The 13,351-nt window shown below is 75.8% G+C and carries 9 protein-coding genes and 1 pseudogene; 4 read left to right on the forward strand and 6 right to left on the reverse strand.

The annotated features are described in order from the left end of the window. Positions 1-120: 120 nt before the first annotated feature. On the forward strand, positions 121-885 hold the full coding sequence (locus ACE1OA_RS30245) for an HAD family hydrolase (RefSeq protein ID WP_356602324.1): 765 nt from the start codon (positions 121-123) through the stop codon (positions 883-885). Continuing rightward, the gene (locus tag ACE1OA_RS30250) at positions 882-3,293 is read left to right on the forward strand and encodes a glycoside hydrolase family 65 protein (RefSeq protein WP_384870136.1); all 2,412 of its coding nucleotides are present in this window, start codon (positions 882-884) and stop codon (positions 3,291-3,293) included. Before ACE1OA_RS30245 ends, ACE1OA_RS30250 begins: the two co-directional genes overlap by 4 nt. Before the next feature lie 67 nt (positions 3,294-3,360). Here the strand turns inward: ACE1OA_RS30250 and ACE1OA_RS30255 are convergent, their stop codons facing one another. Beyond that, positions 3,361-4,356 carry an Acg family FMN-binding oxidoreductase gene (locus ACE1OA_RS30255; RefSeq protein WP_356602320.1) on the reverse strand — a complete coding sequence of 332 codons (996 nt, stop codon included), beginning with the start codon at positions 4,354-4,356 and terminating at the stop codon, positions 3,361-3,363. Between the two features lie 403 nt (positions 4,357-4,759). Here ACE1OA_RS30255 and ACE1OA_RS30260 point away from each other — a divergent pair. Then, positions 4,760-6,117 (forward strand): annotated as a pseudogene (locus ACE1OA_RS30260) (GAF domain-containing protein); the annotation flags it as partial. A 279-nt stretch (positions 6,118-6,396) separates the two neighbouring features. On the opposite strand, the gene ACE1OA_RS30265 reads toward ACE1OA_RS30260, so the two are convergent. The 5 genes from ACE1OA_RS30265 to ACE1OA_RS30285 form a co-directional block, all read right to left on the reverse strand. Next, complete coding sequence (locus ACE1OA_RS30265) at positions 6,397-7,086, reverse strand: response regulator transcription factor (RefSeq protein ID WP_356602318.1); 690 nt, start codon at positions 7,084-7,086, stop codon at positions 6,397-6,399. Between the two features lie 152 nt (positions 7,087-7,238). Continuing rightward, on the reverse strand, positions 7,239-8,480 hold the full coding sequence (locus ACE1OA_RS30270; RefSeq protein ID WP_432753666.1) for a vWA domain-containing protein: 1,242 nt from the start codon (positions 8,478-8,480) through the stop codon (positions 7,239-7,241). Next, the gene (locus ACE1OA_RS30275) at positions 8,477-9,661 is read right to left on the reverse strand and encodes an AAA family ATPase (protein ID WP_432754107.1); all 1,185 of its coding nucleotides are present in this window, start codon (positions 9,659-9,661) and stop codon (positions 8,477-8,479) included. Before ACE1OA_RS30275 ends, ACE1OA_RS30270 begins: the two co-directional genes overlap by 4 nt. A gap of 314 nt (positions 9,662-9,975) precedes the next feature. Beyond that, the gene (locus ACE1OA_RS30280; protein WP_432753667.1) at positions 9,976-11,454 is read right to left on the reverse strand and encodes a hypothetical protein; all 1,479 of its coding nucleotides are present in this window, start codon (positions 11,452-11,454) and stop codon (positions 9,976-9,978) included. A gap of 398 nt (positions 11,455-11,852) precedes the next feature. After that, complete coding sequence (locus ACE1OA_RS30285) at positions 11,853-12,656, reverse strand: N-formylglutamate amidohydrolase (RefSeq protein ID WP_432753668.1); 804 nt, start codon at positions 12,654-12,656, stop codon at positions 11,853-11,855. A gap of 158 nt (positions 12,657-12,814) precedes the next feature. On the opposite strand from ACE1OA_RS30285, the gene ACE1OA_RS30290 reads away from it, so the two are divergent. Further along, positions 12,815-13,021 (forward strand): hypothetical protein, encoded by a 207-nt coding sequence (locus ACE1OA_RS30290; protein WP_356602312.1) that lies wholly within the window; start codon positions 12,815-12,817, stop codon positions 13,019-13,021. Positions 13,022-13,351 lie beyond the last annotated feature (330 nt).

The raw sequence follows: 13,351 nt of genomic DNA on the forward strand, positions 1-13,351 counted from the left end.
ACGGCCGTGACACCGCGGCCCGGCCCGGCACGGGCGACACGTCCCCGGACGCGCTGCCGCCCGTTCCCGGTTGCGCCGTCGCCCGTTCGCGGAACGCTGGAAGCACAGGTGGTGATGCGCATGGGGCAGCGGAACCCGCCCGGAATGCGGGCGGTGCTCTTCGACACCGACGGCGTCCTGCTGGACTCGGCCGTCCTGCACGCCGCCGCGTGGAAGCGGGCCTTCGACGCCTGCCTGACCACGGGGGCGCTCGGCGCCGGGCAGCCCGCCTTCGACGAGGCGGACGAGTACGCCGCCCTCGTCGACGGGAAGTCCCGCTTCGACGGGGCCCGTGACTTCCTGCGGGCACGGGGCGTCGCCCTGCCGGACGGAACCCCCGACGACCCGCCCGGCTGCGCCACCGTCTGGGCGGTCGCGGCGGCGAAGGAACGGGCCATGGCCGCGACCCTCCGGGACACGGCGGTGCGCGTCTACGCCGACGTCGCCCCCGCGCTGCGGGCCCTGCGCGACGCCTCCCTGCTGCTGGCCGCCGTCTCCGCCTCCCGGCACGCCCGGCCGCTGCTCGCCGCCGCCGGACTCGACCTCCTGCTCGACACGGTGCTGGACGGCACGGACGCGGCCCGGCTCGGGCTCCCCGGCAAGCCCGACCCCGCCCTGTTCCTGGCCGCGGCCCACCGCCTGGGCACGCCTCCGGACCGGTCCGCGATCGTGGAGGACGCCCTCGCCGGCGTGGAAGCCGGCCGGCGGGGCGGCTTCGCCCTGGTCGTCGGCGTGGACCGGCGGGCCGCTCCCGGCACGGCGGACGGGCTGCGCCGGCACGGCGCCGGCCTGGTCGTCCCGGACCTCACCGCGCTGGCCGCGCGCCTGGGCGGTGGCGCGGCATGACCGGCGCCCCGTGGACCTGGGAGTACGGCGCGTACGACGCCACGAAGGAACGCCTGGTCGAGACGTTGTGCACCCTCGGCAACGGCCGCTTCGCCACCCGCGGATCCGCACCCGAGACCGCGGCCGACCCGGTGCACTACCCCGGCACGTACGCCGCCGGTTGCTACGACCGTCTCACCTCCGCCGTGGCCGGCCACCGGGTCGAGAACGAGGACCTGGTCAACCTGCCCGACTGGACCCGGCTGCGCTACCGCTGCCTGCCGGACGACGGCCCGCCCGGCGCCTGGCTCACCCCCGACGGTCCCGGCCTGCGCCACCATCGCGTGGTGCTCGACCTGCGCACGGGGGTGCTGACCAGGCGCCTGTTCCACGAGGATGCCGGCGGCCCGCGTCTGGGCGTCACCCACACCCGGATCGTGCACATGGGCACGCCCGCCCTCGCCGCCCAGCGGTCCGTGTTCGTGGCGTACGGATGGAGCGGCGCCGTCGAGGTCGAGTCCCGGATCGACGGTGACGTCACCAACGCGGGCGTGGCGCGCTACCGCGACCTCGACGGACGCCATCTGACCGGCCACCGGGCGGGATTCGAGCCGGACGGCGTCGCCCTGCTCGCCTGCCGCACCGTCTCGTCCCGCATCGCCGTCTGCCTGGCCGTACGCACCGGCACCCGGCCCGGAACCCGCGCGCGGGAGTCGGCGCACCGCGACGGGACCGTGCAGACCTTCCGCGTGCCGCTCTCCTCCCGGCACCCGGCGACCGTCACCAAGACGGCCGCGCTGACCACCTCGCTGGACCGCCCCGCCGGCGACCCGCGGACGGCGGCCCTGGACGAACTCGGCCGGGCGCCCGACTTCCCCGGACTGCTCGCCTCCCACGTCGCGGCCTGGCGACGGCTCTGGAGCCAGGCGGAGTTGGACGTACCCGGCGAGGCAGGACGGATTCTGCGCCTGCACCAGTTCCACGTCCTGCAGACCCTGTCCCCCCACACGGCGGACCTCGACGTCGGGGTCCCCGCCCGTGGCCTGCACGGGGAGGCGTACCGGGGGCACGTCTTCTGGGACGAGCTCTTCGTCCTGCCCCATGTCACCCTGCACTTCCCGGACGTGGCGCGGGCGCTGCTCCTGTACCGCCACCGACGGCTCCCCGCCGCCCGGGACGCCGCCGCGCGCGCGGGCGCCGAAGGGGCGATGTATCCCTGGCAGAGCGGGAGTTCGGGACAGGAGGAGACGCAGTCCCTGCACCTGAACCCGCGCTCGGGGCGCTGGCTCCCCGACCACTCCCGGCTCCAGCGGCACGTCGGTTCGGCGATCGCGCTCAACGTGTGGCGCTACGGCCGGTCGACCGGCGACGTGGGGTTCCTGCACGGTCCGGGCGCGGAGATCCTGCTGGAGGTCGCGCGCTTCTGGGCGAGCGTGGCGACGTTCGACCCGGACCGCGCCCGGTACCGGATCCGGGGCGTCGTCGGACCGGACGAGTACCACGACGGCTATCCGGGCGCGACCGAGCCCGGCATCGACGACAACGCGTACACCAACGTCACGGCCGCCTGGGTGCTCGCCCGGGCCCTGGACCTGTTCGGCGAACTGCCCGCCGCGCGCCGCGCCGAGCTCGCGGAACGGCTCCGGCTCGACGCCGCGGCCCTCGACCGCTGGCAGGACGTCAGCCGGCGCATGTACGTGCCGTTCCACCGGGGCGTCGTCAGCCAGTTCGAGGGCTACGGCGAACTCGCCGAGCTGGACTGGGAGTCGTACCGCTCCCGCTACGCCGACATCCGGCGGCTGGACCGGATCCTGGAGGCCGAGGGCGACACCGTCAACCGCTACCAGGCGTCGAAGCAGGCCGACGTCCTCATGCTGGGCCACCTCTTCCGCCCCGCCCGGCTGCGGGACCTCTTCGAGCGGCTCGGACACCGGCTGGACGACGAACTGTGGCGGGCGACCGTCGCCTACTACCTCGACCGGACCTGCCACGGGTCGACGCTGAGCAGCCTGGTACACGGGTGGGTGCTCGCGCGGCAGCAGGGGCCGGCCGCCTGGCGGTACTGCGAGGAGGCGCTGCTCGGCGACGTCACCGACGTGCAGGGCGGCACGACCGGGGAGGGGATCCACCTGGGGGCCATGGCGGGGACCCTCGACCTCGTGGAGCGCGGCATCACCGGGCTCGACGCGGACGCCGACGGGCTGCGGGTGGCGCCGATCGCGCTGCCCGAGATCCCCCGGCTCTCCGCCACCCTCTGCTTCCGCGGCCACGGCGGACTGCGTCTGCGGATGCGTCCCGGCCGCCTCGGGATCTCCGTGCCGGACTCGCTGCGCGCACCCCTCGTGGTGATCCTGCCGGGGGAGCGCCGGGTCACGGTGGCGGCCGGTGAGGAACGGTGGTTCCGGCTGCCCCCGCCGCCGCAGTCCTGAACGGTGCAGGGGCGGCCGGCCGGTGTCGTGGAGCGGCCGGGAGCACCCCACCTCACGCGCGGGCCCGTCAGCCGAGGTCGAGTACGTCGGAGACCGGCCGCCGGGGCGTGGCGGGGCCGGGAGGGCCGTAGCCGATCCGGAGGATCATCTGGACGCTGCCCGTCACCGCGACCGGGTCGCGGGCCACGCGGCGCAGCTCGGCCCACTCCAGCGGCTGCGAGATCGGGGAGGTGGCGAGGCCGTCGAGCGTGGCCTGCAGCAGGACGCGGTGCATCGCCTGCCCCGCCCGCAGCCAGTCGGCGGGCCGGTCCTCCTCCGTGCCGAGCAGCAGGATCTGGGGGTGTTTCTCGAAGACGGCGGTACCGCGGTCCGCGAGCCGGCGCGGCGCGTCGAAGTCCCGGACGGGGGCGCTCACACCGAACTGCCGGGGCCCGAAGGCGTAGGCCGGGACCCCGTCGCCGGCCTCGCCCGGCGCGCCGGTGCGGGTCCACGCGGCGATCTCCCGCCGGACGGTGGAGTCGGCCGCCTCGAACAGCGCGGAGTCCTGCACCAGGGTGAGGACGGCGTCGGTGTGCCACGGGCCCGGCACGACCAGCCGGCAGCCCTCCATGAGCGCCGCCGCCCGCAGGGCGCCGAGGACCGGGGCGGGGACGGGCTCGTCGCCGTACGGGAATCGGCTGGTGTGCCGGCGGCGCAGTATCGGCTGCAGCGTGGCGAGTTCACGGTCGCGATCCAGGAGGGGATCGGACCCGCGGTGCACGCGGACGTCCGCGAAGTGCCAGGGATCCGCCGGATCGGGCAGCAGCCGCGTGGTGGTGTCCCACCCCCGCCAGGCGGCTGCCACCCGGAGGCCGAACAGGGCTGCGCCGCAACCGAGATGGAGGGCGCGGTGGCGGGGGTCGCCCCGGGGCATGGCCCGGGCGGGGTCGCCGTGCAGCCGGATCGTGTCGGTGCCCGGCCGGTGGGCGAAGCGCCACGGCTGCGCGTTGTGCATCGAGGGCGCCGTGACGGCGTCCTCGACCAGCGAGGTCACGGTCTCCGGGTCGAGTGCGTCGATGCCCACGGGATCGTCCTGTCTGTCCGGGACCGCCGCGCTCCGGCGAGGGGGGGTGCGGTGCGGTGGGGCGGTCGGTGGTGGGGGGAGCCGGGATCCGACGGGCCGGCCCGCGCCCCGGTGCCTCCTCCCTTCACGCTCCGCCCGTCCGCCCTCCGGCACGAGGGCCGAACGGCCCCTCGGCGGGGACCGACCGGGACCCGGTTCCGAGCCGTCCGGCGCCACGCGAGGGCGGGCGACGGGCAGCACCCTCCGGCCGTCCGCACTGCCTCCGCGCCCACCGCCGCTCCTCGCCCCGTGGTCCCGCGTGGTCCCCGGTCGGACCGGTCCCGGGGGAGTCGCCCGGAATCCGGGCTTACGGTGGAACGAGGAGGCGGTGCGCGCTCCCCTGCCGATCTGCACGGAGGCGTCCGTGGCAGAGGAGGCACGGGACGGCACGGCGGCGGAGAGCCCCCGGCCGCGGCTGGACGAACTCCTCGACGACCTCCAGGACCGTCTCGGCGAGGTCCGCGCCACCCGGGACCGGCTGCACGGCCTCCTGACCGCCGTCATGTCCCTCGGCCACCAGCTCGAACTGCCCGAGGTCCTGCACGGCATCGTGGAATGCGCCGTGACCCTCGTGGACGCGCGGTACGGGGCACTGGGAGTGATCGGTGACGACCGCAAGCTGGCCGAGTTCCTCCCGATCGGCGTCAGCGACGCGCTGGGCGCCCGCATCGGCGCACTGCCCCCGGGACACGGCCTGCTCGGCGAGCTGATCCGGCACCCGGAGCCGCTGCGCCTCGCGGACCTGGCCGACCATCCCGCCTCGTACGGCTTCCCGCCGCACCACCCGCCGATGCGCACGTTCCTCGGCGTTCCCATCCGGGTCGGCGACGAGGTCTTCGGCAACCTCTACCTGACCGAGAAGCGGGGCGGGGCGCTCTTCGACCAGGAGGACGAGGCCGTCGTCCTCACCCTCGCGGTGGCGGCGGGCGTCGCCGTCGAGAACGCGCGCCTCTTCGCCGAGGCGCGGCTGCGCGAGCGGTGGCTCACCGCGAGCACGGCCTTCACCAGCGCCCTGCTCTCCGGGACCGAGCAGGAGCAGGTGCTCGAAGGCATGCTGGCGCAGGCCCTCGGAATCACCGGAGCGGACACGGGGGTCTTCTACCTCGTGGGCCGGGGCGGTGAGCTGCGGGGCTCCCCGGCGCTGGGCGAGGGGGCGGAGGCGCACCGCGGGATCGCCCTCGCGAGCAGCGAGGGCACGCTCGCCGCCGCGGCCCTGGCGGCGGACGGACCGGTGATCACGTCCGACGTCGAGCACGACGAGCGGGTCGGGGTGCAGCCGGCTCGGCCGGGCCGTCGACGACCTCGACGCGACCGATCAAGATCATCCGGTCGACCATCTTCGGTCTGCGCGGACAGGGGGACGAGCGGCAGCCGCGGAAGCTCAGGGCCCGGGCCGTCCGCGCCGTGGACACCGCCGGGGCCGCCCTGGGGTTCACGCCCGGCCTGCGCATGGAGGGGCTACTCGACACCGACGTGCCGACCGAGGTCGCGGACGCGGCGCTGGCCGTCATCGGCGAGGCCCTGACGAACGTGGCCCGGCACGCCCGGGCGCGCCGGGCGGACGTGGCCGTCGTCGTCGGCGGCGGAACGCTCACCGTGACCGTGAGCGACGACGGAATCGGCATGCCGGCCGGCGGCCGGCGTAGCGGCCTGCGCAACCTCGCCGAGCGGACGGAGCGCCTGGGAGGGCGGCTGTCACTCGCGGCGAACGGCCCGGAGGGCCGGGGCACGGTGCTGGAATGGCAGGTTCCGTTGCGTGGGGTCCGCCCGGGTGGGCGGGCACGGCGGAGGACGGGGCCGGGGAGGAGGACGGGAGCCTCGCCGGGTAGCCCGTTCAGGGGACCTGAGCCGGCGGGGTCGGGTACGGCGTACGCAGGCTCACAGACGGGTGCGAAGGGCGGAGACGCCGCGCGGTTCCGGGCCGGCACCACCGGGAGCACACCGGGCGGCGGGGCCCGGAGGAGCCCGCCGTGTCGGACCGGGGCGGTCGGCGTACCGCCGTCAGCGCTGCTCCTCGTGCTCGCGCACCTGCGCGGCGATGACCGCCGCCTGGACCCGGCGCTCGACCCCGAGCTTGCCGAGGAGGCGGGAGATGTGGTTCTTGACGGTCTTCTCCGACAGGTACAGGCGCTCGGCGATCCGGCGGTTGGTCAGGCCCTCCCCGATCAGCTCCAGCACGTCCCGCTCCCGCTCCGTGAGGACCGCGAGCCGCTGGTCCTCCGGCGGGCCCGCCGGCTCCGGGTCCCGGAGCGAGTGCATGAGCCGGGCCGTCGTCGCCGGGTCGAGCATCGACTGCCCCGTCGCCACCGTCCGGACGGCCGCCACCAGGTCGGAGCCCTTGATCTGCTTGAGGACGTAGCCGGCGGCACCGGCCATGATCGCGTCGAGCAGGGCCTCCTCGTCGTCGAAGGACGTGAGCATGAGGCAGGCCAGCTCCGGCATCCGGGACCGCAGCTCGCGGCACACGGAGACGCCGTCACCGTCCGGAAGGCGCACGTCCAGGATCGCCACGTCGGGCCGGAGCGCCGGCCCGCGGGCGAGGGCCTGCCCGGCCGTCGCCGCCTCGCCGACCACGGCCAGGTCCGCCTCGGCACCCAGCAGGTCGCGCAGGCCGCGGCGGACGACCTCGTGGTCGTCCACGAGGAACACCCGGACGGGTGCCTCGGCGGAGAAGCCCGGTACGTCGGACATGGCGGCCCCTGAGATCGGTTCCGGTGGTGGCCCGTCCCCACGTCCAGTGTCCCAGGGTGGGCGCCGATGCACCGGAGGAAGGCCGTCCACGCTGCCGGGCCCGTCCCGCGGCGCCGGGCATCGCCCCCTCCGGGCGGGTTCGCCCGGCGGGGTCACCCGATGGTCACCACCCGTGCCCAGGAGGGCGGTGTATCCGGTTCGTGGTCGGGGTCGTCCTCGTCCCAGGAGCCGGTGGACAGCGGCCGGGGGAAGAGGCCCACCACGGTCCGGCACGGTGGCGGCGCGTCCGGCCACGGCGTCTGCCCGTCGGTCAGCACCACGATCACGTCAGGGCGCGGCTGCAGCCGCAGCGCCCGGGTGAAACCCGTGCGCAGATCCGTGCCGCCTCCGCCGAGCAGCGGGATTCCCTCGGCCCGGCAGAGCGGGTACGCGACCCCGGCCGCCGCGTCGCACGGCAGCACGGTGACCAGATCGCGCCGACCGCCCACGGCGCGTGAGATCGCGGCGACCTCGAGGAGCGCGCCGCCCAGTTCGGCGTCGCTGACGGAGCCGGACGTGTCGATGACGACGGCGACCCGGGGCGGTCTGCGCCGCAGACTCGGCAGCACGACGCCGGGGATCCCGGCCGACCGCCGCGACGGCCGCCCGTAGCTGTAGTCCTCGCCGGCGCCGCTGCCGGAGGCCGCCGAGCGGACCGCCGCTCCGAGCAGTTCCCGCCACGGCTGCGGGGGGTGGAACGCCTCCTCCGCCCAGCGCCGCCAGGTCTTCGGCGCGTTCCCCGGCCGTCCCGAGATGCCCTGTGCCACCCGGAACCGCACGGCGTCCTGCTGCTGCGCGGTCAGGCCGTTCGCGCCGTCCGGTCCCAGGTCCCACTCCCGCTCGTCGCCGTCCGCACCGCTGCCGCAGTCCAGCCAGGCCCAGTCCTGGGTCCGCGGCCCGAGCCGGAACTGACGCAGGTAGTCCTCCATGAGCTGCCCCTCGGGCAGCATCAGGTGTTCCGGCCGCACCGCCCCCTCGGGGCCGACCAGCCCGTCGCCGAAGACGTCGTCGTTGATCTCGAAGTCCGCGGCGATGTTCATCCGCAGCCGGTCGCCGGGGGCCGTCAGCCCGCGCTCGCGCGCCACCCGGTCGCTGCGCCCGTGATGGTCGCGCAGCAGGTGCGACACCTCGTGCACCCAGACGCCCGCCAGTTCCTCGACCGGCGTCCCGGCCACGAAGCCCGGCGAGGCGTAGCACCGCCAGTGCCGGTCGACGGCCATCGTCGGTACCCGGCGTGACGCCACGACGTGCAGTGCGAAGAGCGCCGTCGCCAGGTACGGCCGGACGCGGGCGGCGTGCAGCCGTGCCGCGTAGAGCTTGTCGAGGTCCAGTTCCCCCGTGGCGCCGGCGGTCATCGGGGCGCCTTCGCGGTGGCGTCCTTGGCGCGGGACACCGCCTCGTCGGCCCGCCGGGACAACGCGACCACCCCGGCGAGCTTCTCGATCGACTCCGGCAGGTCCCAGTCCTCCCGGCGCAGCGAGGCGAGCGTGGTCGCGGGGACGACCACCAGGTCCGGGGCACCGGTCTCCACGGCCCGGGCCAGCAGCGCCCATGCCGCGTCCCAGCGGGAACGCTCCGGCCGGTTGCGGACGGCGTCCACCACCCCGTCCAGCGCGGCCTGGCGCAGATCTCCGCGCTCGGGCAGTTCGGCGGACGCCGGGTCGGCGAGCAGCAGCTCCGGGTCGGGGAGGTCCATCCGGTCCAGGCTCGCCAGCAGCTCCAGCCCCGGACCGTCCCCCACCGTGCCCCTGACCAGCAGGGCGAGCACCTCGCGGGAGACACCGGCGGCGGTCGCGAAGGCGATCAGGGTCAGGGTCATCTCCCAGGTCCGCGGCGACGGCCAGGCTCCGCCGCGGTGCGTCTCGGTGGTGGGCATCCGGTGGACCAGCGCGGGGCGCGCGGCGAGGAGCCCGCACACCGCGCGGCGGGCGAAGTCCACGGACTCCGCCAGCTTCTCCGGGTCGAGCCGGGGGAGCGTGGCACGGGGCCAGGTGCCGCCGAGGCCGCGGACGACGACGTCCGGGTCGTGGGTCCACTGGAGGTGGACGAAGCGGTTCGCCAGCGGCGGGCTCAGCTCCCAGCCGTCGGCGGCGGAGGAGCGCGGATTGGCGGCGGCGACGATCCGCACGCCGGACGGGAGGCGCAGGGCTCCGACGCGCCGCTCCAGGACGAGCCGGAGCAGGGCCGCCTGGACGGCGGGCGGCGCGGTGGACAGCTCGTCGAGGAACAGCAGCCCCCGGCCCGCCCGGACGAGGCGGACGGCCCAGTCCGGCGGCGCCATCGGGACGCCCTGCTCCGCCGGGTCGTCGCCGACGACGGGCAGACCGGAGAAGTCGGAGGGCTCGTGCACGCTGGCGATGACCGTCGTCAGCGGGAGGTCGAGGGTGGCGGCGAGCTGGGTGAGGGCCGCCGTCTTGCCGATGCCGGGCCGGCCCCAGAGCAGTACGGGCAGGTCGGCCGCCACGGCCAGCGTCAGGGCCTCCAGCTGGATGTCGGCGCGCGCTTCCGTGGTGGTGTCGCGCAGCAGAGCCAACAGCGCTCCGGCGACGTCGAGTTGATTGGCGTCGTAACGGCCGGGGCACGGCGGCGCGGTCCCGGCCGGGTCGGTGGCGCGGCCGGAGCCGAGGTCGACGGCGGGGTCGGTGGCGAGGAGCGGTGCGTAAGAGGTCACGAGTGATCACCTTGGGGTTCGTGGTGAGCGAGTGGGGAAGCGGACGGCAGCGAGAGCGAGGTGGTGGGGGAAGGCGGGAAGGGCCGAGGTGGCGAGCGCACGGGACGGCAGGGGCGGCAGGCCGGACCGGACCGGGCGCGCGGCGACGGCCAGGAGGGCGTACGGGCTCGGAGTCCCGCTCAGCGCCCCGCGGTGTGGCGAGGGTGGGAGCGATGGTCGCGGGGACGCCGCGGGCCGGGCCGGAGGCGGCCGGGCGCGGGGCCGACGAGCCCCGCCCTGAACAGCCCGTAGGTGAGCCGCCGTCGGGCAGCCGCCTCCAGGGCGTCCCGGAGCGCGCCGTTGCGGAGCGTCGCCTCCGGACCCAGCAGCGCCTCGACGATCTTCAGGGCACCCGCGGTGTCGCCGTGGTCCAGGCGCTCCCGCACCCCGCTGAGACAGTGGGGGTTGCGGTGCGCCTCGTCGATCGCCCGCAGGCAGGGCAGGGGGGTGCCGGTCAGCGCGACCAGCAGCTCCTCGCGCCCGATCTCGACCGGATCGTGGTCCAGCGGGGTGAGGACGCCGTCCACCAGGCCGATCCGGTGCTCGGCGCCCCGGCACTCGACCAGGCGTGGCCGTCCCGCCGGCTCCAGGACCGAAGCCCTGGAGAGGCCGTGCGAGGAGTGGTCGGGCAGGAGCGCCGAGACGACGAGCGGATGGAGTTCACCGGCCTCGACCGCGTCCGCACGGAGCAGTTCGAGGTCGGGGAGCAGCCAGGTCGCCGCGTCGGGCAGCACCGGCAGGGCACCGGCCGCACCGTCGGAGGTCGCCGTGGTGACCACCGGCCCGCCACGCGGTGTGCCCGGGCGCTCGCCCCCGGAGCCGTCGCCGCCCGGGGCGAGGTGCAGGACCAGCCGGTGCCGGCCGACCCGCACGGCGACCCGTCCGCCGGCCTCGGGCCGCCCCTCGGCACGGAGCAGGATCGCCGCCTCCGCCGCCCAACGATCCACGGCACAGGGGACGTCGAGCGGCAAGGCGTCCGGGGCGCCCTGGACCAGCTGAGGTCCAGCCGGGCTCCCGGCGTCCTGCGGATCCGAGCGCGTCGGCCCGCCGCCCGCGGATGCCGCTCCGACCGCACCCGACCTGGTCCGGAGCTCGTCCGTCCGCCGCGCGTCCCAGAGATGGCGGTGCAGGTCGAGGCGGAACCGCGGGTGGGGCCGGGGATGCGGATGCCGTCGCGCGTCGGCGCCGGGCCGCGTACCGTCCCACAGCGCGAGGCTCATCCGCTGACCGGCGTCCGCCCAGGCGGGTGCGGTCCGGACGACCAGGTGCACCGGATGCGGTCCGTCGCGCCCGGGAGCGTCGTAGCGCGCCAGAGCGAGGGTCAGACCGGGCCGTAGCAGCCCGTCGGGAGCGACCCTCGGCATGTGCCAGCGCAGCAGATCGGGCGCGAGGTGCCGGAGATCGGCGCGGATTCGGGAGGCCGCCTCCGTGCCGTACGACCGTGCGACGGAACGCAGGTCGAGGTCGACGTCGAAGTGCGCGGCGCTGCACGCGCCCGCCCAGTCGCCGACGGCGCGGCGGGCGGTGGCGGTCTCGATCATGGTGGCCGGCACGGCGTACCGACGCACGCGCGACCAGAGGGAGAGACGGGAGTCGTCGTCCGGGAAGGGAGTGCGCATCAGCACTCACCTTGCGTGGACGGGACCCCCCAACTGTGAGCAGAAAGAGTGATCATCGCGGCGAGCATAGCGCCGTGCCCGGCGCGCTGCCAGGAGATTTCGCGGCGATCGGCCCGCGCGGGCACGGCAGGCGCACAGCGGCGTGAGACGTCGGTCCGGCCTCTTCGACGGTGAGTGACGGTCAGGCGTGCCCCTCGCCCGGGAACACGTCCCGGACGCCGTGCGCCCGCCGGCCGCCCCGGTCGTCCCTGAGCGCACGGCTCTCGGACGTGGGTGCACGGATCGCCGCCCGCCACGCGCCCACCCCGCTCCACACGCGCGGCGCCCACCTCTCCCCACACGCGCGGCGCCCACCACCCTCGGCCGACCCCCTCCGGACCACCCTCCGCCGACTCCCCTCAGGCGGACCCCGACACGCGGTCGACGAGCCGGGCCAGTGCCGCCGCCAGCGCGTCCAGGCCAGGGCCCGCGGGCCCGCCCGGCTCCTCCATGTAGAGGTCACGCCGGATCTCGACCATGAGGGCGCCGACGTTCGCGGCCGTGCCGTAGTACCGCAACGGCACGTACGTGCCCGCGAACGGGCTGTCCAGCCCGATGCCGCCGAAGCCCGCGAACGCCTCCCGTGCCGCGTCGAGCAACGCGGGCGGCGTGTGGAAGGAGTCCGTCCCGAGACAGACCGGCGGTCGCGGCCCGTCGCCGTGGAGCTCGTACGGGAGCGCCTTCGTCGGATACGAGTGGACGTCGATGACCACGGCCCGCCCCACGGCGTCGAGCCGCTCCGTCACCGCGGCCGTCATCGCCGCCGCGTACGGCCGGAAGTACCGCTCGATCAGCGGCCGTCCGTCGAAGTCCGCCCGCCGCAGGTCCTCGCGGTGCGTGGTCCGCGTGTACACGGCGCCCATCCCCGCCGCCAGCATCTCCTCGCGCTCGTCCGGGAAGCGCTCGGGGTCGACGACGAGCCGGGACAGTCCGTTGACGAAGCGCCAGGGGGTGAGGCCCGCCGCCTCCGCCGCCGCCTCGGCGATCTCCGCCGTGTGCGCGTCCGTGATGTGGTCCGACTCCACGCGGAGTTCCCGGTCGTCCAGCACGATGCCGGCGCGGACGTCCTCGGGGATCACCCGGGAGGAGTGCGGGACGTGCAGGATCACCGGGGAGTCGGGAGCGCCGGGGTGGAGCCGGAACGAGGGGGCGGTGTCCGTCATGTGTCTCCTTGGGGTGCGGTACGGGTGGTGTCCCGTCCATGATCGCCCGCCGCACCGACAGGCCGCCGTCGACCGCCACCGAGGCCGCCCCGGCACGCCGTCCGCGCCCCTTGCCACAATGACCCGGACCGAGAAACGCAGGGAACAGGGGGAAGAGCATGATCCTGCTCGTCTTGTCCGTGGTGCTGGCTCTCGTGGTGGCCGGGTGCGTCTGTGTCGTCTGGGGCGCCCGGGGCGGGCCCCGCTGGGTGCGTGGCGTGGCCGCCGTCACACTGGCGGCCGGTGAGGCCGTGCGCCGGTCCGGCCGCCGGCGGGGGCACTCGATCTCCTCCGGGAGCGGCGGGGGCGACTCGGACGGCGGCTGACCTGCCGGTCGAGCCCGGCCCGGTGTCGTGGACGCGGAGCGCCCGCCGCCATCGGGCCCGGCCCGCGACGCCGCCCCGGGCGTCCCGCCGCCGCGCTCCGGACCGGCGGCGAAGCACGCCTGCTCCGTGGGCATTTCGACCGATACGCGCCACACCGGAACGCCATGAAAGTGGGCAAAGCGGGCCAACGGGGGTCGTGGGGCGGTGGCGTAGGCTCCTGGGCGTCGGACGGGTATCGTCTCGGCCGCTCGGTCGAGAGGCTTCGAGCCCGCACCGAAGACGTGCCGCGGAATTTTCGGCGTTTCCTGTTATCCGGGAGACGGCCTGCGG

The organism is Streptomyces sp. JL2001 (assembly GCF_050917515.1).
Classification (GTDB): domain Bacteria; phylum Actinomycetota; class Actinomycetes; order Streptomycetales; family Streptomycetaceae; genus Streptomyces.